General features: G+C 71.2%; 20 protein-coding genes and 2 riboswitches. Of the genes, 4 read left to right on the top strand and 16 right to left on the bottom strand.

Annotation, left to right across the window (positions count from 1 at the left end; genetic code table 11):
- Window positions 1–101: 101 nt before the first annotated feature.
- The 16 genes from CcI49_RS21570 to fbaA form a co-directional block, all read right to left on the bottom strand.
- On the bottom strand, window positions 102–863 hold the full coding sequence (locus CcI49_RS21570; protein WP_006542342.1) for a type III pantothenate kinase: 762 nt from the start codon (window positions 861–863) through the stop codon (window positions 102–104).
- Window positions 863–1,852 carry a carboxylating nicotinate-nucleotide diphosphorylase gene (gene nadC / locus CcI49_RS21565; RefSeq protein WP_235498193.1) on the bottom strand — a complete coding sequence of 330 codons (990 nt, stop codon included), beginning with the start codon at window positions 1,850–1,852 and terminating at the stop codon, window positions 863–865. Before nadC ends, CcI49_RS21570 begins: the two co-directional genes overlap by 1 nt.
- Complete coding sequence (locus tag CcI49_RS21560; RefSeq protein ID WP_054568950.1) at window positions 1,849–3,660, bottom strand: L-aspartate oxidase; 1,812 nt, start codon at window positions 3,658–3,660, stop codon at window positions 1,849–1,851. Before CcI49_RS21560 ends, nadC begins: the two co-directional genes overlap by 4 nt.
- Window positions 3,661–3,664: 4 nt before the next feature.
- On the bottom strand, window positions 3,665–4,171 hold the full coding sequence (gene panD / locus CcI49_RS21555; protein ID WP_054568951.1) for an aspartate 1-decarboxylase: 507 nt from the start codon (window positions 4,169–4,171) through the stop codon (window positions 3,665–3,667).
- Window positions 4,172–4,174: 3 nt separating this feature from the next.
- A complete protein-coding gene (gene panC / locus CcI49_RS21550) occupies window positions 4,175–5,329 on the bottom strand; it encodes a pantoate--beta-alanine ligase (RefSeq protein ID WP_076828889.1) in 1,155 nt (384 codons plus the stop codon).
- Window positions 5,330–5,735: 406 nt separating this feature from the next.
- Window positions 5,736–8,078, bottom strand: coding sequence for an MMPL family transporter (locus CcI49_RS21545; RefSeq protein WP_116437468.1), 2,343 nt, complete (start codon window positions 8,076–8,078; stop codon window positions 5,736–5,738).
- 216 nt (window positions 8,079–8,294) lie between these two features.
- The gene (locus CcI49_RS21540; RefSeq protein WP_054568954.1) at window positions 8,295–9,206 is read right to left on the bottom strand and encodes a phosphoribosylaminoimidazolesuccinocarboxamide synthase; all 912 of its coding nucleotides are present in this window, start codon (window positions 9,204–9,206) and stop codon (window positions 8,295–8,297) included.
- 48 nt (window positions 9,207–9,254) lie between these two features.
- Complete coding sequence (gene purB, locus CcI49_RS21535; RefSeq protein WP_006542335.1) at window positions 9,255–10,562, bottom strand: adenylosuccinate lyase; 1,308 nt, start codon at window positions 10,560–10,562, stop codon at window positions 9,255–9,257.
- Window positions 10,559–11,107 carry a 5-(carboxyamino)imidazole ribonucleotide mutase gene (purE, locus tag CcI49_RS21530; protein ID WP_076828887.1) on the bottom strand — a complete coding sequence of 183 codons (549 nt, stop codon included), beginning with the start codon at window positions 11,105–11,107 and terminating at the stop codon, window positions 10,559–10,561. The genes purB and purE overlap by 4 nt, the downstream gene beginning before the upstream one ends.
- An 11-nt stretch (window positions 11,108–11,118) precedes the next feature.
- Window positions 11,119–12,384, bottom strand: a complete 1,266-nt coding sequence (gene purD / locus CcI49_RS21525) for a phosphoribosylamine--glycine ligase (protein ID WP_054568956.1) — start codon at window positions 12,382–12,384, stop codon at window positions 11,119–11,121.
- A gap of 88 nt (window positions 12,385–12,472) precedes the next feature.
- Window positions 12,473–13,489, bottom strand: coding sequence for a hypothetical protein (locus CcI49_RS21520; RefSeq protein WP_076828985.1), 1,017 nt, complete (start codon window positions 13,487–13,489; stop codon window positions 12,473–12,475).
- 145 nt (window positions 13,490–13,634) lie between these two features.
- The gene (locus CcI49_RS21515; protein ID WP_054568957.1) at window positions 13,635–14,918 is read right to left on the bottom strand and encodes an adenylosuccinate synthase; all 1,284 of its coding nucleotides are present in this window, start codon (window positions 14,916–14,918) and stop codon (window positions 13,635–13,637) included.
- Window positions 14,919–15,006: 88 nt separating this feature from the next.
- Window positions 15,007–15,435, bottom strand: a complete 429-nt coding sequence (locus tag CcI49_RS21510) for a DUF3151 domain-containing protein (protein ID WP_054568958.1) — start codon at window positions 15,433–15,435, stop codon at window positions 15,007–15,009.
- Window positions 15,436–15,570: 135 nt separating this feature from the next.
- On the bottom strand, window positions 15,571–16,314 hold the full coding sequence (locus tag CcI49_RS21505) for a transglycosylase family protein (protein WP_054568959.1): 744 nt from the start codon (window positions 16,312–16,314) through the stop codon (window positions 15,571–15,573).
- Between the two features lies 1 nt (window position 16,315).
- Window positions 16,316–16,554, bottom strand: a riboswitch (cyclic di-AMP (ydaO/yuaA leader).
- 1,336 nt (window positions 16,555–17,890) lie between these two features.
- Window positions 17,891–18,577, bottom strand: coding sequence for a transglycosylase family protein (locus CcI49_RS21500; protein WP_054568961.1), 687 nt, complete (start codon window positions 18,575–18,577; stop codon window positions 17,891–17,893).
- Between the two features lie 6 nt (window positions 18,578–18,583).
- Window positions 18,584–18,829, bottom strand: a riboswitch (cyclic di-AMP (ydaO/yuaA leader).
- Between the two features lie 1,691 nt (window positions 18,830–20,520).
- A complete protein-coding gene (gene fbaA / locus CcI49_RS21495; protein ID WP_054568962.1) occupies window positions 20,521–21,555 on the bottom strand; it encodes a class II fructose-bisphosphate aldolase in 1,035 nt (344 codons plus the stop codon).
- Between the two features lie 287 nt (window positions 21,556–21,842).
- On the opposite strand from fbaA, the gene CcI49_RS21490 reads away from it, so the two are divergent.
- The 4 genes from CcI49_RS21490 to CcI49_RS21475 all read left to right on the top strand — a co-directional run bounded on the left by CcI49_RS21490 (window position 21,843) and on the right by CcI49_RS21475 (window position 26,611).
- Entirely contained in the window at window positions 21,843–22,436 is a 594-nt protein-coding gene (locus tag CcI49_RS21490; protein ID WP_347280133.1) for a DedA family protein, read from the top strand.
- Between the two features lie 319 nt (window positions 22,437–22,755).
- Entirely contained in the window at window positions 22,756–24,129 is a 1,374-nt protein-coding gene (locus CcI49_RS39800; protein ID WP_241840178.1) for a CAP domain-containing protein, read from the top strand.
- Window positions 24,130–24,960: 831 nt separating this feature from the next.
- Complete coding sequence (locus CcI49_RS21480) at window positions 24,961–26,067, top strand: NAD(P)-dependent oxidoreductase (RefSeq protein ID WP_054568965.1); 1,107 nt, start codon at window positions 24,961–24,963, stop codon at window positions 26,065–26,067.
- Window positions 26,060–26,611, top strand: a complete 552-nt coding sequence (locus CcI49_RS21475; RefSeq protein ID WP_054568966.1) for a hypothetical protein — start codon at window positions 26,060–26,062, stop codon at window positions 26,609–26,611. Before CcI49_RS21480 ends, CcI49_RS21475 begins: the two co-directional genes overlap by 8 nt.
- The last annotated feature ends 176 nt before the right edge of the window (window positions 26,612–26,787 follow it).

The following is a 26,787-nucleotide window of genomic DNA, read 5'->3' as shown; positions in this document are numbered from 1 at the left end:
ACCGACCGACACTGCCCTCGGCGATGCATAAGCACGCCGCGGTGAAAGCGTGAACCGCTCGGATCTCCGGTCACCGGACCGCGCGGTGAGACGGTACGGCGTCAGCGTGTCTCCGCATTCTTCTCGAAGACAAGCCTTAGGCCGATCAGGGTCAGATGCGGCTCATGGTTGTCGAGAGTTTCGCTCTCCTTGAGCACCAGCGAGGCGAGCCCACCGGTGGCGATCGCGGTGGCCGGGGCGCCCAGCTCGGCGCGGATGCGCCGGACCAGCGCGTCGACCTGCCCGGCCGCCCCGTAGATCATGCCCGACTGGAGTGCCTCGACCGTGCTCTTACCGATCACCGAGCGGGGCGTCGTGAGCTCGACCTTGCGGAGCTGGGCGGCCCGCGAGGCGAGTGAGTCCAGGGCGATCTCGATGCCGGGCGCGAGCGCGCCACCCAGGAACTCGCCGCGTTCCGAGACGACGTCGAGGTTGGTGGACGTCCCGAAGTCGACCACGATCGCCGGTCCGCCGTAGAGGTGGTGCGCGGCCAGTGTGTTCATGATCCGGTCGGCCCCCGCCTCCTTCGGGTTGTCGATGAGGATCGGCACCCCGGTGCGGGTGCCCGGCTCGACCACGACGGTCGGGATGCCCCGGTAGGTGCGGCTCACCATCCGGCGGATCTCGCGTAGCGCCGCCGGGACGGTCGAGCACACGGAGACACCGTCGATCTGGTGGCTGCCGAGCAGACCGGTATAGAGGAGCCCCATCTCGTCCGCGGTGGCGTGGGGATCGGTGCGGATCCGCCACGAGTTGGCGAGCTGGGCGCCGTCGAACACGCCCAGGACGGTGTTGGTGTTACCAACGTCGATCGTCAGCAGCATCAGCCGGCCACCGCAAGGTCGAAGCCAAGGTCGAGAGCGGGCGCCGAGTGGGTGAGACCACCGACGGCCAGGTAGTTGACGCCGGTCGAGGCGACCGCGGCGGCGACGTCCAGGGTCAGCCCGCCACTCGCCTCCAGCAGGACGCCCGCGGGCCGGGCGATGGCCACCGACGCACGAAGATCGTCCAGTGACATGTTGTCGCAGAGGATCAGGTCGGCCCCGGCGCCCACCGCCTCGGCCACCTGCTCCACGGTGTCGCACTCCACCTCGACGGCCAGGTGCGGGAAGCGGGCGCGCACGGCCGCGAAGGCCGCCGCCACCCCGCCCGCCGCGATCACATGGTTGTCCTTGACCAGCGCGGCGTCGGTCAGCGACATCCGGTGGTTGCTGCCGCCGCCGCAGCGCACCGCGTACTTCTCCAACGCCCGCAGGCCCGGGAGCGTCTTGCGGGTGTCCCGCACGACCGCGCCCGTGCCGGCGACCGCGTCCACCCATCGCCGGGTCGCCGTGGCCACGCCGGAGAGATGGCAGAGCAGGTTCAGCGCCGTTCGCTCGGCGGTGAGCAGACCACGCACCGGCCCACTGACCCGCAGCACCGCCGTGCCCGGGGCCACCCGGTCACCGTCGGCGATCACCGGTGTCACGGTGACGGCGGGACCGAGAAGGAACTCGAACACCGCGGCGGCGACCGGCACCCCCGCGACCACACCGTGGGCGCGGGACACTACCGAGCCATGGCTCGTCAGCGCCGCGTCCACGGTCGCGGCCGAGGTGGCGTCCTCGCCGTCGGGCCCCGGAAGGTCCTCGTTCAGCGCTCGACGGATCACGTCGAAGACCACCGACTCGGCCAGCCCGGTGGATCTCAGAGCAGCCAGGACCGGCACCGAGATCTGGGCGGGCATCGTCTCGGCTGTCGCCTCGGCCGTCGTCTCGGCTGTGTTCCTGGCCGTCGTCGACGGCTCCGCCGGCCCGACGCGGGTGGGGCTCATGCCGACCGGAGCCGGGACGAAGCGGAAGCAGCGGCGGAGTCCGATGTCGGTCGGTCCTGCCGGGCCCACGGTGAGACAGACGTGGCCGAGCCGGCTTCGGCCGGCCGCGGCGGTGCCTCGTACGTCAAGATCAGCTCCCCTTCCGGGTCCAGCCTGGTCAGCACGTGTCCGCTCCAGTGCTCGTCATCGCGGTCGGCGAAATCCTCCCGCCAGTGGCAGCCCCGGGTCTCGGTGCGCATCTGGGCCGCGGCGACCAGCGCGGTCGCCACCATCCGCAGGTTGGTCATCTCCCAGGCCGCCGGGCCGGCGGTGACCGTGGCCCCGCTGACCCGAAGATCGCCGAGGCCGGCCAGCATCTTTCCGGTCGCCCGCAGGCTCTCGGCGCTGCGCAACACGCCCGCGCCATCCGACATGGCCCGGGTCAGGTCGCCGCGTTCGGTCGGGTCCGTCAGACCGCGGCCACGAGCGCCCGCCGGGACACCGATCACCGCGGCGGCACCGTCGAGCGGTGAAGCGGCCGGATCCTGGGATCCGTCCCAGCTCGATGTGTCCTGTTCGGAGATGTGCTGGGCGATGCGCGCCGCGAAGACCAGGCCCTCCAGCAGGCTGTTCGACGCCAGCCGGTTGGCGCCGTGCACCCCGGTGCAGGCGACCTCCCCGCAGGCGTACAGCCCGGGAACGCTGGTCCGCCCCCACAGGTCGGTGCGGACCCCGCCGCTGGCGAAATGCGCCGTCGGAGCGACCGGAATCGGTGCGGTCACCGGGTCGACCCCGGCCTCCCGGCAGCGCGCGGTGATCGTCGGGAACCGGCGCAGCAGGGTCTGGGCGCCTAGGTGGCGGGCGTCCAGGTAGAGGTGGTCCACCCCCTGCTCCGCCATCACCCGCGACATCTGCTTCGCGACGACGTCCCGGGGCGCGAGGTCGGCCAGCGGATGGACGTCGCGCATCACCCGCCGGCCGGCGGCGTCCACCAGCAGCGCGCCCTCGCCGCGCAGCGCCTCGCTGACCAGCGGCTGCTGACCGGCCTCGGGGGAGGGCAGCCACAGCGCGGTCGGATGGAACTGGACGAACTCCAGGTCCGTCACGACCGCGCCGGCCCGCAGGGCGAGCGCGACGCCGTCACCGGTCGAGACCGCCGGGTTGGTCGTCGACGCGAAGATCTGCCCCATTCCGCCGGTGGCCAGCACGATCGCCCGGGCTGTCACGGCGCCGACGCCATCCTGGCTGCCCGCCCCGAGGACGTGCAGAGTCGCACCGACCGCCCGGCCCGCCTGATCCATCAGCAGGTCCAGGACGAGGGCGTTCTCCAGCACCTCGACGGCCGGGTCGGCGCGCACCGCGGCGATCAGTGCCCGCTCGACCTCCAGCCCGGTGGCGTCGCCGCCGGCATGTGCGATCCGGTCGCGCAGGTGCCCGCCTTCGCGGGTGAGCGAGAAGTCGCCGCCGGCGTCCCGGTCGAACCGGGCACCGAGGGCCGCGAGCTCGCGTACCCGGGCCGGGCCTTCGGAGACCAGGACCTCGACCGCCGCCGGGTCGCACAGGCCGACGCCGGCGACGAGGGTGTCGCGCAGGTGCTCGGCAGGGGAGTCCTCGGCGCTCAGGGCCGCGGCGATCCCGCCCTGTGCCCAGCGGGTCGAACCGGCGTCCAGCAGGGCCTTGGTGACGAGGAGGACCCGGCGGTCCGGGCTGGCTGCCCGGGTGCGCAGGACCGTGGTGAGACCCGCGATCCCGGATCCGATGACCACGACGTCCGCGTCCCGGCTCCAGCCCGGACGCGGTGCGCCGAGTCGGTGTGGGAGAACTGGCACCGGGCTACGCCCTCCCCTGCCCGGCGCCCACGATGTCACCGGAGCCCAGGACGGCGCCGGAGCCCAGGACGCCACCGGCGGCCAGAACGTCGCCGGCGGCCAGGACATCGCCGCGCAGGCTGGACGGGTCGCCGGGGAGGGCCTCCGCCGGGTCGCCGCCGCGGCCGATGATGCGGTTCTGCGCGTCGAGGAAGAGGACCTTGGGGGTGTGTCGCCGCGCCTCGGCGTCGTCCATGATCCCGTAGGAGATGATGATGACGAGATCGCCGGGATGCACCAGGCGGGCCGCTGCCCCGTTGATCCCGATCACACCGCTGCCCGCCGGGCCGGTGATCGCGTAGGTCTCCAGGCGTGCGCCGTTGTTGATGTCGACGATCGTCACCTGCTCGCCGGGAAGCAGGTCGGCGGCTTCCATCAGGTCGGCGTCGATCGTGACGGAGCCGACGTAGTGCAGGTCGGCCTGCGTCACCGTCGCCCGGTGGATCTTGGAGGTGAGCATGGTTCGAAACACCGGTCAGACCCCCTGGTAACCGTTGCCGTCGGGTGCGTGGGCCGCGGCCGGCTGCCGGCCGGCGGACTGTCGCGCGGATTGTGCGGATTGTGCCGCCGGGTCGGCCAGCACGAGGTCGATGTTGTCGATGAGCCGGGTGGTCCCGACCCGGGCCGCGACCAGCAGCAGTGCAGGTCCGGTGGAGACCGGCCCGAGGTCGGACCGGCTGGCAAGGGTCAGGTAGTCGACGTCCACACCGGGCTCGCAGGCGAGCTCCGCCCAGGCCGCGGTGAGCACGGCATCGGCGCCTTCGGTGGCCCGGGCGGCGCCGGCCGCCAGTGCTCGGGAGAGAGCCAGCGCGCTGCGCCGCTGGTCGGCGTCGAGGTAGGCGTTGCGGCTCGAAAGAGCGAGCCCGTCGGTGTCACGCACCGTCGGCACGCCGACGATCTCCAGCGGAAACGCCAGGTCGTCGACCATGCGGCGGATGCAGACCAGCTGCTGGGCGTCCTTGCGGCCGAAGAACGCCACATCCGGCCGGACAAGGTGGAACATGGTCCCCACCAGGGTAAGCATCCCGTCGAAGTGGCCCGGCCGGGACGCTCCCTCCAGGACGTCGCCCAGTGGCCCGGCACTCAGGGTGACCAGCGGAGCCGGGTCGTGCACCACGCTCGGCGCGTAGACGATGTCGGCCCCCTCGCTGGCGCAGACGTCCAGGTCGGCGGCGAAGGTGCGGGGGTAGCGGTCGAGGTCCTCGCCGGACCCGAACTGCAACGGATTGACGAAGATCGTGACCACGACCTGGTCGGTGCGCCGCCGGGCCTCCCTGATCAGGGCGGCGTGACCGCGGTGCAGCGCACCCATGGTCATGACGACACCGCGGAAACCTTGGGCGGGTGCCGCCTCCCGCGCCTCCCCCGACTGGGGAGTGGAGGCTGCGGGGGCCTGGYCCGCCGGGGCCGGGTCCGTGGGGGTGTGGTCGGGGGGTGTCTGGTCCGCGGATGCCACGGCGGTCTGCTCCCTGCGGACGACCGGCCGGGCCAGTGCCGCGGCGAGCTCGGCGCGGGTGCGGACGACGATGGGCCGGGCGGTGCCACGTGATGCGGCCGGTGCCGGGCTCGCGGTGCCGGCTGGTGCCGGGCGCGGGGTGATGGGCATCTGAGCAGGCATGAGTACAGGCATTCGGATTCGTTCCAGTCCTCGGGTGGGGTACCGGACGTCGCGGACACTGTAGCTCGCCCGCAACGTCCCCTGAACCCCTCTGTGACCTGGCTGTCTTTCCGTATCGCCCGATTAGGGGGCAGTAACGGACAGCTGCCGCCCGGGGAGATCTCGGGCGGCGGCTCGGTGTCCATGATCGGCGAGTGGGCGGGTGTGGCCGAGATCGCGGCGGGCAGGCGACCCCCGGGCCGTCCGACTGCCTCCAGGCAAAATCCGAGGATCCTGGTCGTGGGAACGACGAAAACCCTCAGATCTTGCGGACTCGAAAAGTCCCTGAAGCTCGTCCGCTGTGTCCGTCCTGCCCGCCGGCCGGCCCTGCTGCCCTGCTGCGCTGCCCGGCTGGATGGGCCTGCCTGGCCTGAAGGGCCTACTCGCCGGTCACGGCGCCTCGCGCCGGAGAGACGAGGGTGGCGTCCGGGCTCGTCGACGGCCTCGGCACGGACACCCCGGCCGCGGTGACCGCCGGGCGGCGCCAGGCACGTTCGCCGATCAGGGTGAGGACAGCGGGCATCAGGATCACCCGGATCACCGTCGCGTCGAGCAGGATCGCGGCGCCCAGACCGACCCCGAGCTGCTTCATGCTCACCTGTGAAAGCGTCGCGAACACGCTGAACACGGCGACCATGATCACGGCGGCGCTGGTGACCACACCGGCACTGCTCCGGACGCCGGCCAGCACCGCCTCGCGCATCGGAAGCCCGGCGCTGTATGCCTCCCGGACCCGGCTGAGCACGAAGACCTGGTAGTCCATCGACAGCCCGAACAGGATCACGAACAGCATCAGGGGCAGCCAGTTCGTGATGGTGCCGGTGGAGGTGTAGCCGAGCAGGTCATCCGCCCAGTGGTGCTGGAACACGACCACGAGCAGGCCATATGCCGAGGCGACCGAGAGCAGGTTCAGCGCCACGGCCGCCGCGGCCACGAGCGCGCTGCGGAAGGCCGCCAGCAGCAGCAGAAACGCCAGGACGAGGACGAAGCCGATCACCAGCGGGGTCCGCCCGTTGAGCTGCCGGTTGAAGTCGACCGAACCCGCGGTCCGGCCGGTGACGTCGGCGGATGTCCCGTGGACGGCGCCGACGGTCGCCGGGATCACCGTGTCACGCAGCCTGGCCAGCGCCCGCTGGGACACGTCGTCGGTACCGCTTCCGGCGATCGGGATGGCGATCTTCGCCACCCGGCCGTCGCCACTGATCTCGGTCGTGATCGGCTCGTACATCACCCCGGTGGCGACGGCCTCGCGCCTGAGCCCGGTGATGGCCGCGGCCACCTCGGCCGAGCGCACGTCGTCGGCGGAGACGACCACCACCGCGGCACTCTGCTCGCCGGGGAAGGCCGCCTCGACCCGGTCGTAGGACTGGATGATCGGCAGGTCGTCGGGGAGGTCGTCGATGCCGGGCTCGCTGGTCCGCAGCCCGAACGCCGGCAGGGCGAGCAGGACCAGCAGCCCACCGGTGACGACGGCGACCGGGCCGGGATGGCGCAGCAGGCGCCCCATGATCCCGAGTCGCGCGGGGCCGGTCCCGGTGTTGTTGTTGGCGGCGGAGTGAGCCGGGGTGCGGTCGGTGACCCGGCGGCGCCCCGGCAGCCGCAGCAGCTCGACTCGGTCACCCAGCCAGGACAGCACCGCGGGCAGGACGGTCAGCGAGCCGAGGACCGCGATCAGGACCACGATCACCGTGCCGCCGGCGACCCCGCTGAAGACGTCCAGGCCTGTGATCAGCAGGCCCGCCATGGACACGGCGACGGTCAGCCCGGAGACCAGGACCGCGTGCCCCGATGTGTCCGCGGCGATCTCCAGCGCCTGCCGCGGGCTGTGCCCGGCGGCCCGCTCGGCCCGCTCGCGCCGGATGTAGAACAGCGCGTAGTCGACCCCCACGGCCAGGCCGATGAGCAGCATGACCGACGTCGCGGTCTCGTCTGTCGGCAGCAGCCTGCTGCTGAACGCGACCACGCCCAGCGCCGCGGCAAAGGCGGTCAGCGCGAGCACGACCGGGATCAGCGCGGCGACCACGGCACCGAAGACCGCGAGCAGAATGCCCAGAGTCAACGGAATCGCGAGCAGCTCGGCCCGCTTGAAGTCCTTGCCGACGGTGTCTCCGAGTGCCTTTTCGGCACTGGCCTCGCCGACCTCCTCGACACGCAGGCCTGGATGCTCCCGGGCAGCGGCGTCAACCGCGGCGAGCACCGGCTCGATCCGGTCGGTGGCGGTGTCGGCGTCGGCGAGGATCTCGAACGTCACCAGAACCGAGCGCCGATCGGGGGAGACGAGGCCGAGGTCGGCCTCGGTGTCGGCCTGTGGCAGCGTGACCGGCGCCCGCAGGTTCGTCACCGCGCCGGTGGCGAGGACCCGCTCGGCGACGTCCCCGATCGCCCCGCGGAGCTGCTGGTCGGCGAGGAGCGTCTGGGGGCTGCTCGCCGCGTCCGGCCGTTGGATCAGCACGTTCTCGCTGGCGGGAGTCGTGAAGCCGTGGTCGGCGAGGGTGCGCCGGGCGCGCGCGTCCTCGCCGACGCCGTAGTCGCTGTCGGTCAGCGTGTGAGTGCCGACCAGGGAGCCCAGCACCGTCAGAAGGACAACGCCGAGGAACCATCCCCCGATGGCCAGCCGCCGGTGCCGCACGCTCCACCTGGCCGCCCGGGCGGCCAGGTGGGTGGCAGGCGTGGAACGGGTCGAATGGTGCGACGTCGATGTGATCGGAGGTCTCGTGCGCATGCGAGAACGATCTCGCTGCGCGAGCCTTCGGTCACTGCGGCGGACCGCCGAATCCGGGGTGCGGAGCGCTGGCGGGGACAGGGTAGGGCTGTCCCCCGGTCGGTGCCTCGGCAGCGCTCCCGCTCCCGGTCAGCGCTCCCGGTCAGCGCTCCCGGTCAGCGCTCCCGCTGCCGGTCGGCGCTCCCGCTCAGCCCTCGCGGTCGGCGCTTCGCCGGCTCAGGCGGTGGACAGGTAGTCCTGGAAGGAGATTCCCGTCAGTCGCTCGTACGCCTCGACGTAGCGCGCCCGGGTCGACTCGACGATGTCGGCCGGGAGCTCCGGCGCCGGCGGGTTACGGTCCCACCCGGTGTCGACCAGGTAGTTGCGGATGAACTGCTTGTCGTAGGACGGCTGCGCCCCGCCAGGCGTCCAGGCGTCGGCGGGCCAGAACCGGGACGAGTCGGGGGTGAGCACCTCGTCGGCGAGCCGCAGCACGCCGTCGGTGTCGTGGCCGAACTCGAACTTGGTGTCGGCGAGCAGGATCCCGCGCTCGGCGGCGAGGTCACTGGCCCGGCCGAAGATCTGGAGGGTGAGATGCTCCAGCTCGGCGGCCAGCTCCTTGCCGACCCGGCCGGCGGCGTCGTCTCGGCTGATGTTCTCGTCGTGCTCGCCGATGGGCGCCTTCGTCGACGGGGTGTAGATCGTCGTGGGCAGCTTGCTGCCGTCCTCCAGCCCGGGCGGGAGCGGGTGACCGCTGACCGCGCCGGTGCGGCGATAGTCCTTCAGCCCGCTGCCGGTCAGGTAGCCGCGGGCGACGCATTCGATCTGGACCATGTCCAGCCGCCGGCACAGCATCGAACGGCCGCGGAGCTGCTCGGAGTATGGAGCGAGCTCCGCGGGGTACTCGTCCACGCTGGAGCTGATCACATGACTGGGCACCAGGTCACGCAGCTGGTCGAACCACCACAGCGAAAGCCCGGTGAGAACCGCCCCCTTGTCGGGGATCTCGGTGGGCAGCACGACGTCGAAAGCCGAGATGCGATCGCTCGCGACGAGCAGTACCGCGTCGTCCCCGACGGCGAACAGCTCGCGTACCTTTCCTGAGCCCAGGTGCGTGAGCCCGGCGAACTCCTCATGTGTCAGCGGCATGGTCTGACCGTACCGTCCGGCCGCGGGCCGGGCGGCCGTGCTGGTGGCTCAGACCAGCGCGGCGAGCCGGTCGAAGACGGGGCCGAGCCGTTCGACGTAGCGTTCCGGCCGGCTGACCTGGTCGAGGCGGGCCTCGTCGAGGGGCAGCCCGCGGTCGGCCGCGTGCTTGCGCAGCGTCTCGCGGAACGGCACGCCCGTCTGCCAGGTCTCCATGGCGGCGGCCTGGGTGATGGCGTAGGAGTCCTCGCGTGACAGCCCTGTCTCGACGAGTTCCAGCAGCACCGCCGAGGTGTAGACGAGGCCGCCGGTGGCGTCGAGGTTCGCCCGCATCCGGGCCCGGTCGACGACGAGGCCGTCGACGAGCCGGGTGGTCAGGTGCAGCAGGTAGTCCACGCCGCAGGCGGCGTCTGGCAGGGCGATGCGCTCGGTCGACGAGTGTGAGATGTCCCGCTCATGCCACAGCGGGACACCCTCCAGCACGGGCACGTACTGGGCCCGCACGATCCGGGCGAGCCCGGCGATGCGCTCGGACATGATCGGGTTCTTCTTGTGCGGCATCGCGGACGAGCCCTTCTGGCCCGACCCGAACGGCTCCGACAGCTCACGGACCTCCGTGCGCTGGCCGTGCCGCACCTCCAGCGCGACCGCCTCGCACACCGTCGCGAGGCCGGCGAGCGCGGCCACCCAGGACGCGATCCCGTCCCGCAGGACGACCTGCGTCGCGACCGGCGCCGGGGTCAGCCCCAGCTTGTCCGCGACGTAGCTCTCCACATCGGTGTCGATGTTGGAGTAGGTGCCGACCGCGCCGGAGATCTTCGCGACGCCGACGTCCGCCCGCGCCGCGCGCAGCCGGTCACGGCACCGCGCCATACCGAACGCCAGGTCGGCGACCCGGTGCCCGAACACGGTGGGCTCGCCGTGGATGCCGTGGGTACGCCCGACCCGCAGCGTCTCCCGGTGCGCCAGACCAAGGTCGCGCAGGGCGGCGACGAGCCGGTCGGCCCGCGCCAGCAGCAGGTCGGTGGCCTCGACGAGCTGGCAGGCGAGCGCGGTGTCGAGCAGGTCCGACGAGGTCATCCCGAAGTGCACGTAGGCCGCGGCGGAACGTGGCTCGGTGTTGTCCGCCCAGGCGGTGAGGAAGGCGATCACGTCGTGCTGGGTGACCGCCTCGACCTCCGCGACGGCCTCGGGTGTCGGCGCGGGCGCGGCGCGCACCGGGTCCACCGAGTCGGCGGGGATGCGCCCGGCGGCCGCGTGGGCCTCCATGACGAGGACCTCGACCTTGCACCACAGCTCGTACTTGTTGGCCTCGGACCACACCCGGCCCATGTCGGGCAGCGTGTAACGACCGATCATGCGCGCGCCGCCGCGACGTCGGCGAGGGAGTCGGCCGCCGCCTGCTCGAACTCGTCCTTGAACGTCGCCAGCTTCAGCCCCAGGTCAGGGTCGCCGAGCGCGAGGATCTGGATCGCCAGGATCGCCRCGTTCGTCGAGTTGTTGAGCCCCACCGTCGCCACCGGCACGCCGGGCGGCATCTGCGCGATGGCCAGCATCGAGTCCATCCCGTCCAGCGCGCCGCCGGAGATCGGGACGCCGATCACGGGCAGTGTCGTCATCGAGGCGACCGCTCCGGGCAGCGCCGCGGCGAGCCCGGCGCCCGCGATCACGATGGAGATCCCCCGCTCGCGCAGCTGCCCGACCCACTCGGCCAGGGTGCGCGGCGCACGGTGCGCGGAGAGCGAGACCTCCTCGTAGGTGACGCCGAAACGCTCCAGCGTTGCACCGGCCTTACTCATGGTCTGGGTGTCCGACGGAGAGCCGTAGACGATCGCCACCCGCGGCCCAGCCGAGCTGCCACCCGATCCGTTGCTCTGCGACGACTTGCCCTGAGACACGCTCACTCCTCTGCTTCCTACCGGTTTCTGCTGGTTCCCGCGTGGGGCATCCGGGACGGGTCCCCGATGTCAGTGCGGTAGTGCGCCCCGTCGAGCGAGATGCGGCTGACCGCTTCGTACGCCGATCCTCGCGCGGACTCGAGGTTGGAGCCGATGGCCGTGACCGAGAGCACCCTGCCACCCGATGCGACGACCTGCCCGCTCTCGTCGCGGCGAGTCCCGGCATGCAGCACATCGACACCGGTCAGCGCCCCCGCGGCGGTGAGACCACGGATCGGGCCACCGAGCCGAGGCGCCGTGGGGTAGCCGGGCGCCGCGACGACGACGGTGATCGCTGCCCCGGAACGCCACGTCGGGCGCACGCGGCCGGACAGCACCGCGGTCAGCGGCGAGTTCAGCAGGGCCAGGATCGCCTGAACCTCGGGGTCACCGAAGCGAACGTTGAATTCGACCACACGAAGGCCACGGGACGTCAGCGCCAGCCCGGCGTAGAGCAGGCCTGTGAACGGGGTGCCGCGCCGTGCCATCTCGTCCACCGTGGGTCGGATCACGGTACGGACCACCTCGTCGACCAGACCCGCGGGCGCCCAGGGCAGCGGGGTGTACGCGCCCATGCCGCCGGTGTTGGGGCCGGTGTCACCGTCGCCGACCCGCTTGTGGTCCTGAGCGGGCGAAAGCGGCACGATCGCGCCGGACTCGGTCACGATCGCGAACAGCGAGACCTCGGGCCCGTCGAGGTACTCCTCCAGAACCACCCGGTCGTCGGTGTCACGCAGGCTGGCACGCACGGCCTCGACCGCCACGTCCCGGTCAGTGGTGACCGTGACGCCCTTGCCGGCCGCCAAGCCGTCGTACTTCACCACGTAGGGCGGGCCGAACGTGTCGAGGTCGGCCAGCGCCGAGGAGATCTCGGTGTGATCTCGTGAGTCGGCCGTCGGCACGCCGGCCGCGCGCATGATCTCCTTCGCGAAGGCCTTGCTGCCCTCCAGCCGTGCCGCGGCGGCGGACGGCCCGAACACCGGGAGCCCGCGGGCCCGAAGCTCGTCGCCCGCACCCGCCACCAGCGGGACCTCCGGGCCGACGATGGTCAGGTCGGCGTGGACGGTCTCGGCCAGGCTGGCGACCGCGTCCGGATCCTCGACCCGAAGCGGGCGTGGCTCGGCAAGCTCCGCTGTACCAGCGTTTCCAGGGGCGCACACGAGCCCGCCGACCGCCGGATCCCGGGAGAGCGCGCGGCAAAGAGCATGCTCACGCCCACCGGACCCGACAACAAGAACCTTCATCGCTTGGAGGGGGCGAAGGACGCAGCCGCGGAAGTCACGGGGTCCAGGTTAGCGCGCGCCTTGATCGTTGAGCCTTTTTACCGTGGTCTCAGAGGCCGACCCCGGCCTGCCAGAGCAGGTGGGCCATGCCGTGCACGAGGTGCAGCGCGCAGCGCCGGGCATCGACCTCGGCCATGGTCTGGACGATGGCCGGAGCGTCGACGGGCCACACGTGGGGCTCGCGGCCGAGCACGGTCAGCGGTGCCGGGTCGTCCCGGCCCTCGAAGGTGCGTCCGCCGGGCTCGACGAACAGGTGTAGCGACCGGCCGGGGGCAGGGAAGCTCTCACACCGCCAGTAGAGCAGCGGCCAGGCGTGCAGCCGCTCGCGACGCAGCAGCGGCCGCCGGTGATCGTGCGGGCCACCCGCGCCCCGCACGCCCCGCCGGTCCGCGGACGGACCATCCTCGGCCTCCACGGCGTCCTCACCGTGATCGTCCTCATCGTGACGACCGCGACGCCCGCCGCGAACGCGGCGATCGCCGTGGCCCTCGTCGAAGCCGGCCCCGGCCCCGGGGGTCCGGATCGATCCCGGCCGGCCCGAGCCGGCGCCGCTGACGCCGGCGTCCCAGCCGCGGTCCGCCCGCCGCCCGTTCGCGCGCACCGTCACCGGGGGCGTCAGATTCTCCGCCGCGCAGAAGGAGAGGAACTCCGTGATCTGCGCCTGGACGTGTTCGGCGATCGCCGCCGCCCGTTCCAGACGCAGCGCCTCGGCGCGTTTCGAGCTGCGGATCGCGTGGCTTCCGCGCAGCAGGACATCGGTCAGGGTCTCCGGGAGCGCCTCCCCGGTCGGGGAGAAGCCGACCGGCCAGGTCGCCGGGTCGATTCCGCGTCCAAGCGGATGATCCGGCCGGACCGTCGGCGACCAGCGGGCCGGGCTGGGCTGACGCGGCGCGGTCGCCCTCGTCGTGTCGAGCTCGGTCGACGCCGACGCCGACGCCGACGCCGACGCCGACGCCGACGCCGACGCCGATGTCGACGCGGGCGTCGGCACCGGCTGGGTCGGCCCGCTGTCGCGCGCGTCGGCGCGGTCGTCGTCCCAGGAGGGGTGCGGCGGTAGCCCCGCCATCGTCATCACCCCCGGTCGTCGCCAACTGTGACGACGTCAGCCTGGGCCGTAACTCTGTGTAGCGCAACCCGAGGCCGTTGTCGGCGCGTGGGGGATCACCGCGCCGAATCGGGGCGTCGTGCGCCAGTGTGGCGCGACAGCGTGATCAGAGCAGTTCGTTGATCACCAGGGTCTGTGCCCGGCCGGGACCGACACCCACAGCCGACACCGGGGCTCCGGACATCTCCTCGATCGTCGCCACGTACGCCCGGGCGGCGTCCGGGAGGTCGGCGAAGTCCGTCACACCGGAGATGTCCTCATGCCAGCCGGGGAGCTCTTCGTAGATCGGCTTCGCGTGGTGGAAGTCCGTCTGCGTCATCGGCATCTCGTCGGTCCGCCTGCCGTTGATCTCGTAGCCGACGCAGACCGGCACGGTGTCGAAGCCCGAAAGCACGTCGAGCTTTGTCAGGAACAGATCGGTGAGCCCGTTGACCCGTACGGCGTAGCGGGCGATCACCGCGTCGAACCAGCCGGTGCGCCGCGCCCGGCCGGTCGTCACGCCGAACTCGCCACCGATCCGGCGGAGCTCCTCACCGACCTTGTCGTCGAGCTCGGTGGGGAAGGGCCCCGAACCCACCCGGGTGGTGTACGCCTTGATGATCCCGACGACCCGGCTGATCCTGGTCGGACCGATCCCCGCCCCGGTCGCCGCGTAGCCGGCCGTCGGGTTGGAGGAGGTCACAAACGGATACGTGCCGTGGTCGACGTCGAGCAGCGTGCCCTGCGATCCCTCGAGAAGCACGACCTTGCCGTCGCGCAGCGCCGTGTCCAGCAGGAGACCGGTGTCGGCGATGTGCGGCGTCAGCCGCCGCGCGTAGGCCGCGTACTCCTCGACCACCTCGTCGACATCGATCCGGCGCCGGTTGTAGACCTTCGTCAGGACCTGGTTCTTCTCCCGCAGCGCCAGCTCCAGCTTCTGCCGGAAGATGCCCGGGTCGAGCAGGTCCTGGACACGGATGCCGGTGCGGGCGACCTTGTCCCCGTAGGCGGGGCCGATGCCGCGGCCGGTCGTACCGATCCGCGCCTTGCCGAGGTATCGCTCGGTGACGCGGTCGAGCGCCCGGTGGTGCGGCATGATCAGATGTGCGTCCGCGCTGATCAGCAGCCGGGAGACGTCGACCCCCCGAGCCTGCAGCCCGTCCATCTCGGACAGCAGCACGCCCGGGTCGATGACGACACCGTTCCCGATGACCGGGACGCAGTCGGCTCGCAGAACTCCGGAGGGGATCAGGTGCAGAGCGTAGCTCTCCGCACCGATCACCACCGTGTGGCCGGCGTTGTTACCTCCCTGGTACCGAACGACGTAGTCGACGGCGCCGCCCAGGAGGTCGGTCGCCTTTCCTTTTCCTTCGTCGCCCCACTGGGCGCCGATGAGGACTAGAGCAGGCACCGGGCGAGGTTACTAGGGATATCGCCCTGTCGGGACCCGATCGGCCTCGACAGGGAAAAGCTCGCTGCGTTATGCCATCTCATGACTACTATGCGAGGTCGAGTTCACGGAGTGCGACCGGATCGCTGTCGGCGAGAAACTCGCGGCACCTGGTCGCCTCCGCGTCCTCGCCGATCTCCGCCGCAGCCCGCGACAGTGCGGCCAGCGCGCGCAGGAAGCCGCGGTTCGGCTCATGAGACCACGGAATGGGCCCGTGGCCCTTCCATCCGGACCGCCGGAGCTGATCGAGGCCCCGGTGATAGCCGGTACGCGCGTAGGCGTAGGCCGCCACCGGCTGACCCGCGCCGAGCGCCTCCTCCGCGAGGATCGCCCAGCCGAGGCAGGCAGCGGGGAAACGGGCCGCGACGGACTCCGCGCCCGCACCCGAGGTCATCGCCTCCACCACAGCGGCGTCGGATGGAAGCAGCGTCGGCGGCGGACCCGACAGCAGGTTCTGGTTCGCGGGCGGTGTCGTCATGGGCACATCCTGCCCGACCGGCGTCACGCCCGGCGCCGGGCGGGCCCACCGGCTGACTGCTGGTCCCGCCGCGGCCCACATGCCAACCAGGCATACGACGACCTGCCAAACTGGCATGAGGCACCCGGAGCCAGGTCAGCTGGTGACGGTGGCGCTCCACAGGTTCTGCCCGACCACGCCGGGCTGCCCGTCGCTGATCCGCGTCAGGTATGAGTAGAGCGCGGCGACGCCCTGGGACTCCTGGCCGAACTTGCCGTCGACCGTCAGCACGAACTTGCGCTCGCGCATCTCGGCCTGCCACACGAACGCGTCGGCGCGTACCTCGTCGCCCATGCCGACGTTCAGCGCTTCACCGCCGAAGTTGGTGCCGACCTGGCTGCGTGCGCGTTCGAGGGTCATGGGGGGCTCGGCCGGGGTGAGTGCCTGCTCGACGGCATCGCCGATGGTGCCCGAGGATTCCGGGGCCGGGCCGTTGCGCGTCAGGCCGAGCTTGTTGCTGCAGGCCGGCCACGGTGACCAGCCACGCGAGTCATACAGCTTGTAGGCGGCATCGTCCTGCATCGCCGGCGGAGCCTGGTCGGGTCGACCGGGGTAGCCGAGGCCTGTCCAGGTGCGCTGGTCGAACTGGTAGGCGCCGTAGAAGCCGTTGCCCGTGTTGATGGCGTAGTTGCCGCCGGACTCGCACTGGCGTAGCCGGGCGAAATCATCCGCCGTCGCGGCGCCGGCAGGGGCCGCGGTGACGGCGAGCCCCGTTCCGACCAGGGCCGTGACGGCCCCGGTGGTCCGCAGGACACGGGTGGCGGTGGACGGCGGCTGCGCCGCTCGGTGCCTGCCACCACGACCGGTCGAACGGACGGGATCACGATCATGCGACCGCATCAGGTGTCCTTCCCGTCGCCTGCGGGGTGAGCTGTCGGGTTCGGGCTGGAAGCTGCCCGGTCGGCGTACCAGGACCCGGCCCGTCCTCGCGGACCGGTGTGTCCCGGCTGTATCGGTACGCCGGCTTAACCCCTAGGACGCAACGAATGCGCCCGGATGGTGGGTCCCCCACTCCTGCCCTGTGTCGTCCGCTCCAGTACCGGCCGAGTGGACGGGGGCAGGATTCGGCGTCCGTCCACACGACCTCGCCCCGGGGGGAGGCGAGTGGGCGGAACTGTAGCGAGATCTACCTACATGACGCAAATCCCGCTGGCCAGGGCGGGATCGGAAAGGACCATATCGGAGTCACCCGAACGGGCCAATTGACGGATGGGTGGAGGAGATGGTCATCACACCCGAACCGCGCCACATTACCGTCCCCTCGACATCTCGGACGCACCGGGGGTCCGTCATGCGGCTGGCGCCCCTGCCGGCTTCAGGCCGGGACGGTCCATGACCCGAGGAAGGTCCATGACCGGCGATGCCCGCTCGGCGGCCCAGGCCTGGGCGCCCGGGGACACGGGGCGGCGCCAGGGAGGGTCGGCGGCGGGCGGTGGGGGGCCGGCGACGGCGCCGGCCACCGGCAGCTGGAGAGCGCCGACGCCACGCCCGCCTACCGGGATCGCCGGTGTGGGGCGGGTACCGATCTGGCCATGACCGGTGCGGTGAGGTGGCGTCGTCGAGGGAGGTCGTTCGGCGCGGCCGTGGAGGGAATGCGCGCCGAACGCATCCCGCGGGTGATCGAGATGATCGGCGGGAAGGCCGCGACGCCCGGACACCTGCCCCGAGGCCGGTACCGCTCCGGCGGTGGGGCTGTCCGGGTCCTGCGACACGCGGACCGTTGGGGCGCTCCGCGTTGCGTCCCGCGCGCCACGGCTGGGTCAGCGCCGGGCGGGCGGGCCGTCGCACGTCACGGCGACTGGATGAGACGCCTTCCGGGCTTGACGGACCGGGAGGAACGTCCCGTCGGGCGAGGTGCTCGACAACTCGGATGTGGACAACTCAGATGTGGATCAGGTGTGGACAACCGCGCTGGGACGGTGCAGCCACGGTCGGGTGGTTCCTGGGGCTCCTGGCATCACCGCGCCCGACCGGGACGGAGCGGGCGGGTGCGGTGAGCCTCCCCGGCGCGCGTCCGCGCTTTCGGGGCTGGGAGGAGGGAGGGACGAGGATCCGGTCGGACGGCCGTGAAGGCCCGCTCTCGCCGGAGCGGGAACGCAGTCGGTGGGCCGACCGTTGTCAGGCGAGGACGGCATGCACGCCCTCGACCGACTCCCGGTTCGCGGCGGGGTCCTTGTCAGCGTTGAGCCTTTTCCATCGTCGGCTCCGACCTGCGGTATCTCCGGTCGTGCACCATGAGATGGGAAGGCTCGTCGATCCGGTCCGGGCGGGGGCTTTCCCCGTGCAGCCGGGAGGGTTCGGCTGTGGAAGGCAGGTTGCCCTCACGGGGTGCTGGCTTTCGGTGCCGCGCGCTGGGGCCCGCGAATGAGCGGGCGGGCAGGCAGGCGACCGAGTGCTCCGCCGGGGCGGGCAGGCGTCAGCCGAAGGTGGCCGCCCAGGTCTGCGGGCCGAGGACGCCATCGACGATGAGGCCGCGCGCCGTCTGGAAGTCCCTGGCCGCGGCTGCGGACTTCGGCCCGTAGCAGCCGTCGACGGCGAGGGAGTAGCCGAGGGAGTTCATCTTTTCCTGCCAGGTCTTGATTTCGTCAGTGACCTGGTTGTGTACCGACGCGAAGTAGTTGCGCGTCAGAGGGGGCACACCCGTGGTGGCGACGGGCTGCGCGACCAGACTGGTTCGCTCGGCCGTACGGGAGGCCTGGCTGCCTGACCCCGACGACGACGCGCCGGGTGAGAGCTGGTCGCCGCCCATTCCGCTCCCGCACACCGGCCACTGGCCGAATCCGGAGCGGAGCGCGAGCTTCAGCGCCGCCTCGTCCTGCAGGGCGGGTGGAGCGGTGTGTGGAAGGCCAGAGTACCCCAGGCTCTGCCAGGTCCCGGCGGAGAACTGGTAAGCGCCATAGTAGCCGTTACCGGTGTTCGTCGTGTAGTTGCCGCCGGACTCGCATTGCCGCAGACCTTCCCAGGTCGTTGCGGCATTCGCCGGTTGGCTGATGGCGATTGTGCCTCCGACCGTCGCGACAAGGACGGATACGGGGACGAGGGTGCGGGCCCGGCTGCGGGTACTGCTGCGGCGTTGTCGGCCACTGGTACGTGCGTCGGACATGCGTGAGTTTTCCTTCCCCACGCCTGCGAGGTGAGCTGTCGGGTTCGGGCAGGGAACAAGCCCGGCCGCATGTCAGGAACTCCCAAATCCTGTGCCTTCGACAGCAAGGAAGACGGTTCCTCATTGCTGTCAACGGCCCTGCGGCTTCACCCCAAGGCCACCAGGTTCGGTGGCCGGGTATTGGTTCCCCCGCTCCTGCCATCGGGTTTTTGTTTCCGGCGGATGGGGGCAGGGATTCGGCGTGCACCCGTCGGGTGCCCGGCCTGTCTCCGGGCACGGCGAAGACCATAACCACAACGTCGGGCGAGGCGACAAGGATTGAATGGTCGACGTGAAGAAGAGCACACTCCCGCGCGCCTTCTTGAGATTGGCTGTGGGCCCTGGTATCGCGCGCGCACGCGCGCTCATTAACTTGGTGGGCGTTTCGTGGTGGAGGGTTCGGGTCGACTGATCACGCTCGCGAAAGATCACCGGTATTGCCTGCGGTGCGAGCTATTCGCCGGAATCGGAGCCAAGGCTACCGCTCACTGCGGATCTCGTCACTAACGAGGGTAAAAATTTATATTCTTGTACCGATGGGGGTTCGGGCGTCGCGTCATGTGAGATACGCAATCGTAACTATGAGTTAACGTAAGTGTATCTTTCGTCGCCGACGAGCCTGTCGGGGGGTCGGATCGAGGGCTCGGAGCGCCGCACCGCCGAGGCCTGGAGTGATCTTGTGAGGGTGCGTGCAGACTCGGGCGTCATCGTCGCTGTGGCACCCATGGTGCCTCTCGGTGTCTCTCTGGTAGCCGATAGTCACATCGGTGGCAATGTGGCGAATGGCCGGGCCCGTGGCGACCGGTCCGGCCAGCCCGCTGTGGACGGCGGCGCGAACTATGTCCCCGCGCTTCGGTGCGGGACGGGTCGGGAGAGCCTGCAGCGAGCCGGACGTTTCCCGGTCTGTCTGGACGAGGCCGGAGATTCCGGATGGCGGGYCCGCTGCCGCGGTGGTGCGTTCCGTCCACCGATTCGCTGCTTGGCGCTGATCCCTCACTGCCGTGCGAGCCCGTGGGTGGCCGAATCGGCCGAAGAGGCCACATGGCAGCCCACGCGAGGCTTTGCCCAGGCGTGGGCGGCCTTGGCATCGAGGTGTGGTCTGAGCAGGTCGTCGGGCCGCGTCTACTTCCGCGCGGGATCGGACCACTGTGGCCCTGAGGGTGTCCTGGCTCGGTATGGCGGGCGATGTGCCGTCGCCAGGCCGCACGATCTTCGTGGGGTTCTTCCGGGTGCTTGACGTCCCGGATCGCGGCCGGGCGCGGGCTGGTCACCCGCTGGAGACCTGTGAGTGAAATAGATCACACACTGCTGCCGGCCGGTCGTCCGGACGGGTGAACGTCAGCGGCCGGGCGTTGCCGGTTGAGATCACGTGCGGGCGTGGCGGGGGTGCTGGGCGGCCGGGGCGGGCCGTCGTACTGCCAGCGGCGACAGGGAGCCGGAGCAGTGGGAAAGGAGATGCCGGGAGCAGCGGGAGAAGGAGATAAGGAGAGGGAGATGGGAGACAAGGGAGATGGGAGACAAGGAGGAGAAGGAGGAGATGGAGGAGATGGAGACAGGGAGCGGGCGACGGGCCGCGGGGGAGCGGTGCGCCAGGAGCCGCGGGGAGCGGAGAGGCCAGGAGCCGGAGCCAGGCATGGGCGCGGCCGCGATCGGTGAGCCTTCTCGATCTCACGTTGTCGGGCGCTGTGGCCCACAGGCCAGAGCCGACGATGGAAAAGGCTCGGTCGGCGCGCACGCGGACGATGCACCGGGCGGCATCAGGCGAGCGGCATCAGGCGAGCGGAGTGCTCCCGGGAACGTGGGCGCCCCCGGGAGCATGAACGGACTACTGAGGTCCCTGCCGGACCAGCGTGGCCCGGCTCAGATGTCGGGCAACGGACCGGGCAGAGCCCGGATGACGTCGGTCAGACGCCGATCGAACGGCCCGCGGACCGCAGGTCAGAACAGGCCTGGGCGACTCGTGCCGCCATCGAGGTCTCCGCGGCCTTCCCGTAGGTGCGCGGGTCGTAGGCCTTCTTGACCCCGACCTCGCCGTCCACCTTCAGGACCCCGTCGTAGTTCCGGAACACGTGGTCCACGATGGGGCGGGTGAAGGCGTACTGGGTGTCGGTGTCGACGTTCATCTTGATGACACCGTAGTCGAGCGTTTCGCGGATCTCGGAGAGGTCCGAGCCGCTGCCGCCGTGGAAGACGAGGTTGAACGGCTTGGCGTCGGCACCGAGGCCGAGCTTCTCGGCCACATGCTGCTGGCCCTCGCGAAGGATCGCAGGCCGTAGCTGGACATTGCCGGGCTTGTACACGCCGTGAACGTTGCCGAACGTCGCGGCCAGCATGTAAGCCCCCTTCTCCCCGGTTCCGAGCACCTCGGCGGTGCGGAACATATCGCCGGGAGTGGTGTAGAGCTTCTCATCGATCGCGCCGACGACGCCGTCCTCCTCGCCGCCCACGACGCCGATTTCGACCTCCAGCACGATACGTGCGGCCCGACAGTCGGCGAGCAGCTCGTCCGCAATCTTGAGGTTTTCCTCGAGCTCTACCGCGGAGCCGTCCCACATATGGGACTGGAAAAGCGGATCCCGCCCCTGCGAAACTCGCTCACGAGAGATCGCGATAAGTGGGCGAATGTAGGTGTCGAGCTTGTCGGCCGGGCAGTGATCCGTGTGCAGCGCGATGTTTACCGGATATGCTTTGGCGACGTGGTGCGCGTACTCTGCGAGTGCCTCGGCCCCGAGCACCATGTTCTTGATGGTCGTGCCTGAAAGGAACTCGGCGCCGCCGGTTGAGACCTGGACGATTCCGTCACTGCCGGCCTCCGCGAAGCCCCGCAGCGCCGCGTTGAGGGTCTGCGACGAGGTCACGTTGATGGCGGGGTAGGCGTAGGCGTTCGACTTCGCCTGGCTGAGCATCTCGGCGTAGACGTCTGGGCTGGCGATGGGCATCGGTGGAGCTCCTCGAAAGGTCTAGGGGCGCCCGACCGCCCGGTGGCACCAAGCCACCGCGGGCCGTGGCGCCGGACGCGCCGCCGAACCCGCCACCACCCCCCGGAGATCCCGGGGCGCGGTTGCGCCCGACGCGTGCCGACGGCAGGTGTTGGCCGAAGGGTATGACGTCACCCGGCTCGGACGGGTGTGGTTCCACGTGACATCGCCGGAAGCTGGTCGGATGTCTCATCCTGATCGCGCTCCGGCGGCAGACTGGCCTCGTGGACATCGAAGACCTCTCTGGGATGACCCTCTACGCCATCCTCTTCGCGGTGATTTTCGTGGAGAGTGGGGTCCTGGTCGGCTTCTGGCTCCCCGGCGACACCGTGCTGTTCGGTGCGGGTCTGGTCGCAGCCGACCCGTCAGCCGACGTCTCGATCCTCGTACTCGCGCTCGGTGTGCCGGTGGCGGCGAGCCTCGGCGCCGTTGTCGGGTATGCGACCGGCCGTCATCTCGGCCGCCCCTACCTCGAACGCCGCCATGCGGGAGCGCTGGTTCGAACGGAGGACTTCTACCAGCGCTTCGGCGCGGCCACACTGATCGCGGCTCGGTTCGTGCCCTGGGCGCGGACGTTCGCCCCGGTGCTGGCCGGCGCGGTGTCGATGCCCAGGCACCGGTTCGGCGCGGCAGTGATCGCCGGGGCTGTCATCTGGGGAACCGGCCTGGTCCTGCTCGGCTATGCGGCCTCAGCCGTTCCCGGCCTGCGCGATGCCGCGGTCTGGATCGGGGTTGTGGTGATCGTGGTGTCCGTGCTCGCCGGGGCGGGGGGCGAGCTCATGCGCAGGCGGGTGGCCCGCTCACGGAGCGTGGAGGACCCCGCGGGTACGAGTGCGGGCTGATCCGCTCCCGTACCCCGCGTCGTCCCAAGCGCGCTGCCGCATTGGGTGTCCGTTGCTCGTTCTGTCGTGATCAGGTCCGTACGGTTACTGATCGTGGGCTTCGTCGGGCAAACGTGTGGTCGTATGAGCGATCACACCGAAGTGCCGATCACACCGAAGTGCCGATCACGCCGCGGCTGGAATGCGCGCGGAACCTCCTGAACGCGCGGGTACGGGCCGGTCGGATTCTGGCCGGCCGGGCCGGTCGCGCCCGGTTGGTGGACCCCGATCCCGCGGCGGACGGGTACGGAGGCCTTCCTGCCGGCCTTTGATCGTGTTCGTGGTCCTGCTGGGTCTGGCGGCGGTCTCCGGTGTGGGTGTGCCGAGCATCGGCGTTGCTTCGGTGGCGTTGCCGGCTTCGAGCGCCGAGGCGGCCAGCGCCGCGATGTCGGATCGCGGCGGTCAGCTTTCCGCCGATCACGCGCGTGTCGCGGCCGGTGTGGACACCGCGCCCGCGGGTGCGTCGAGGAGCCGCCTGCCCGCCGTGGTGATCCCCAGGGCGGCTCCGCGTCCGGTGGACGCACGCCGCACGGCGGACCCACCGACTGCGAGGCGGGCGGCGACTGCGCCGTCGGCGCGGGCGCTCGCGCACCCTGTGGTCGTCAGCCGTGGTGACGGCGAGATCCATGAGGGCACGGACGATGACGCCAGGGGGATCTCCGGGCCCGGTGGCAGTTCAGCGCAACCTGGCAGTTCGCCACAACCCGGTGGCACCCGGCCGAACGGTGGCCAGCCCGGTCGCACTGCGTCCGGTGCGACCGGCACCGACGCGGACGGATCGGGCGACGTCGAGTCCGGGCAGTCCGGGCAGCCCGGGCAGGTCGGTAGGCGACCGGTTGCCGCCGGTCAGGCCGCCGCGGGTGGGCCGGAGCTGCCCGGTGTCCCAACGACGGTCAACGGCCCGGCAACGGTCAACGGCCCGGTAGCGGTCGCTGGGCCGGAGCCGGCCGCCAGCGCGGGACCCGCAGGCCCCGCGCAGTCCGGTCCGGACAGCGTTACGGTCGCTTCCCGGCCGGAACCAGCGCCGGCTCAGCAGCCTTCCGCATCCGCCACCGGCGCCGAGCCCGCGACGGGCGCCGAGCCCGCCGCCGGCACAGCGGCCGACTCAGGCACAGCAGCCGTCGGCCCAGACGCAGCCGTCGGCTCAGGCACCGGCGCGGCCACCGGCGCGGCCACCGGCACCACGCCTGCCGCCGGCACGGCTACCGCTGCGGGCGTCGAGCCCGCCGCCGTGGCTACCGCCTCCGGCGCTGCCGCTGACAACAGTGCCGCGCTCATCGCGCAGGTCATCGCGCTCACCAACGATCAGCGCGCCGCGGTCGGATGCTTGCCGCTGGCGATCGACTCCCGCCTCAGTGCCTCGGCGCAGGCCCACAGCGACGACATGGCGAGCCACAACTACTTCAGCCACACCGGGTTGGACGGGAAGTCACCGTTCGACCGGATCACGGCCGCCGGCTACGACTTCTCGGTCGCGGCAGAGAACATCGCGGCCGGTCAGCGGGCCCCGGCAGCCGTGGTCGCCGACTGGATGGCCAGCCCGGAGCACCGGGCGAACATCGTGGACTGTGAGCTCACCCAGATCGGGGTCGGGTACGCGACCGGTGGTGACTACGGCACCTACTGGGTCGAGAACTTCGGCACCGGTGCATGAGAGCTGCTGGGCAGCACCACACATGCGGCACACGCTGCCTCGCTTCTCGGTGAGGCACCGCGAATCTGACCGGCCGGCGCCGGCGACCCGCCAAGTCCCTCTGAAGATCTGGCGATTCTGCTCGTTCGGGAGTCTGTCGCAGATGGCGCCGATCAAGAGCGCTGGTCGGTGGGCGGGGAGGTTCGCACTCCACGAACGCTGCCGGACCTCCGCCTCCGAGTGTCCGCTAGCCTGGCGGCCCGGTTTGGCGAGTCGCAAGAGTGAACGATTTTGGTCGGTGCAACGACCAAAATCCTTCTTTCTTGCGGGTGGCCAGGCGGCGTCGCGCCCATTTTGCCCCTTTTGAGGAACTATCGGTGCTGCGTGGCGGTGCGGGATCATCGATGGGTGGATGTGCGGGTGGGGTTCGCATCCCATGGGCATGGCTCCGCAAAGCCCATGCTGGTGGCCCGGCATCCGCCGCGCCCCAGGACTCTGCCACGGGCTCTCCGGCTCCGGCGACCACGAACCCCTCAGATCCTGGCGGCGGCAGCGGCAGCGGCAGCGGCAGCGGCGGCGGCAGCGGCGGCAGCGGCAGCACGGCCGGGGCGGCAAGTCCGCTCGCACCCGCCACCTTTGTGGACGTCCCATCTGTCCGGCGGCGAGCTGTCGGACGTACCGGGTACGATCTCTCGCCACCGACCCAAGGTCGGGCGGATCTCGTCCGGCGAGGTCGGCACCAGTAGATCACGTATTCTCTGGTCCAAAACGGACCGGTGTGTCGGATTCCGTCCGTCGGCACGCGCGGAGCGCGGACCAGCCGAGCGGATCGGGCAGCGGGTGGGAGGGCGATTGGCTCGGTCGGTGGTCACCGGCGCGGCCGGATTCCTCGGTGGCGCTGTGGCGCAGGAGCTCCGCCAGCGGGGCGACGAGGTGGTCGCGCTCGACGTTCGGCGTGGGCCCGGTATCACGCAGGCCGATGTGACGACCGCCGGCGACTGGGAGAAGGCGCTCGACGGTGCGGACCTGCTCGTCCACGCCGCCGCGGTGGGCATGGGCGGGGTCGGCGAGCTCACGCCGGTGCGGGCGGGCCGGGTGACACCGCCGAGCCGTGTCACCACCGCGCAGATGCGCAAGGTGCTGCTCGGCGGCACCGCGACGGTGCTGGACGCCGCCCAGCGAGCCGGTGTGGGCCGGGTGATCCACCTGTCCTGCGTGAGCGCGCTGGGTGGCGACACGCCGATGCTCGCCGACGAGTCCGCGCCGGTAGGTCTCACCGGCGAGCCACGTGCGGACGCGATCGCCGCGGCCGAGCAGACGGCGAACGCCGCCGCGGCGCACGGAGCGCCCGTCACCGTGCTGCGGATCGCGGACGCCTACGGCCCCCGTGCCGGGCGTTGGACGCTGTGGCCGGTGCTGCTGATGCGCGCCGGGCGGTTCGTGCTCGTCGACGGCGGCGGAGGCCGGCTCAGCCCCGTCCATGTCGACGATGTGGTCGCCGCGGTGACGGCGGTGGCCGCCGCTCCCGTCGATGTGGTCGCCGGCCGGGTGCTCCATGTGACCGGTCCCGAGGCGACGACCGGCGCCGACTTCTTCGGCCGCTATGCGGCGCTGGCGGAGGTCAGGCCGCCGAGATCGGTCCCCGCACGGCTGTGCGAGGTCGTTGACGCGGTTGATCGGCTGCCCGGCCGGTCTCGGTCGGCGTCAGGCCGCCGCCCCGGGCTGCTTCGCGGGCTTGGCGCCAAGCTCGTCGTGAACGTGGATCCGCGGGTGCGGGTGGATCTGGGCCCGCTGACCATCCAGGATCTGACCAGGACCGGAACGGTGTCCGGGCGCCGCATCGCCGAGCTCGTCGGCTGGGAGCCCCGGGTCGACCTCGATGAGGGGATGCGCCGGACCGGCGCCTGGCTGCGTGACCGGGGTTTGCTCGGCGTCACGGAGCCGGCGCGTCGTGGGTGAGGGCCCCACCCTCACCACAGCGCGGATGCGCGCACTTCCACTCACGGTCTGGAACGTCGGTTTCGTGGCCGAGGAACTCGCCCAGGCGATGGTCCTGGCCGCCCGAGGCCGGCCGGTGCGGCTTGCGGCCGGCGAGCTCTTCGGCGGTGCGCTCGACTCCGCGCCTGCGGCAGCGGATTCCGCGGCCACGGATCCGACCGGAATGCGCAGGGAGCTGAGGCGGCGAGTCAGCGCCGGCACCGGGATCCTCACCTGGGTGTTGCGCGGTCAGGACGGCGTGGCGCTGGGGCTGTTGGCCGCGGACACGCATCGCGCCCGCGCGGTGGTCGGCGTTCGGGTGAGCAACCCGTATCGGCGTGATGGTTTCGGCGGTGAGGCGGTCCAGGCGCTCTCGAGCTGGCTGGAATATCGGGGCCTGCTGGTCGGGAGCCGGATCGGGGTCGGCGACGTGGTCGGCAAGCGCCTGGCCCAGACGACGGCCTTCGTGCCGACCGGAGTACTGCTCACCGAACGCCGGAGATTGTGGATTCGGCCGCCCTTGTGATCACTCGGGGTGGCGCCGCAGTGCGTCGGTTGTCCGCTCGATGATCTGTTACGCAACGTTAGCATTGCCGGAACTGTTGGGCTGCTGGTGCTGAAGTGTGGCCTCTCGTGTGGGCTGCCCGTGGTGGGGCTGGAGGTGACGGGAGACGGAACGCCGCCGCCCGCGCAGTCCGGCCC

It is taken from the genome of Frankia sp. CcI49, assembly GCF_001983215.1.
Taxonomy (GTDB): Bacteria; Actinomycetota; Actinomycetes; order Frankiales; family Frankiaceae; genus Parafrankia; species Parafrankia irregularis.
The sequence above is the reverse complement of the archived record's forward strand: the minus strand, read 5'-3'. Positions and strand labels throughout refer to the sequence as shown.

Excerpts from the sequence above, each read along its gene's own strand:
- CcI49_RS21505 (WP_054568959.1), bottom strand. The coding sequence starts at position 16,314 with ATGCGGTCGCATGATCGTGATCCCGTCCGTTCGACCGGTCGTGGTGGC.
- nadC (WP_235498193.1), bottom strand. The coding sequence starts at position 1,852 with ATGAGCCCCACCCGCGTCGGGCCGGCGGAGCCGTCGACGACGGCCAGG.
- CcI49_RS21510 (WP_054568958.1), bottom strand. The coding sequence starts at position 15,435 with ATGACGACACCGCCCGCGAACCAGAACCTGCTGTCGGGTCCGCCGCCG.
- CcI49_RS21520 (WP_076828985.1), bottom strand. The coding sequence starts at position 13,489 with ATGGCGGGGCTACCGCCGCACCCCTCCTGGGACGACGACCGCGCCGAC.
- CcI49_RS21500 (WP_054568961.1), bottom strand. The coding sequence starts at position 18,577 with ATGTCCGACGCACGTACCAGTGGCCGACAACGCCGCAGCAGTACCCGC.
- CcI49_RS21540 (WP_054568954.1), bottom strand. The coding sequence starts at position 9,206 with ATGCCGCTGACACATGAGGAGTTCGCCGGGCTCACGCACCTGGGCTCA.
- CcI49_RS21570 (WP_006542342.1), bottom strand. The coding sequence starts at position 863 with ATGCTGCTGACGATCGACGTTGGTAACACCAACACCGTCCTGGGCGTG.
- CcI49_RS21490 (WP_347280133.1), top strand. The coding sequence starts at position 21,843 with ATGACCCTCTACGCCATCCTCTTCGCGGTGATTTTCGTGGAGAGTGGG.
- purD (WP_054568956.1), bottom strand. The coding sequence starts at position 12,384 with ATGAAGGTTCTTGTTGTCGGGTCCGGTGGGCGTGAGCATGCTCTTTGC.
- purB (WP_006542335.1), bottom strand. The coding sequence starts at position 10,562 with ATGATCGGTCGTTACACGCTGCCCGACATGGGCCGGGTGTGGTCCGAG.
- CcI49_RS21545 (WP_116437468.1), bottom strand. The coding sequence starts at position 8,078 with ATGCGCACGAGACCTCCGATCACATCGACGTCGCACCATTCGACCCGT.
- fbaA (WP_054568962.1), bottom strand. The coding sequence starts at position 21,555 with ATGCCCATCGCCAGCCCAGACGTCTACGCCGAGATGCTCAGCCAGGCG.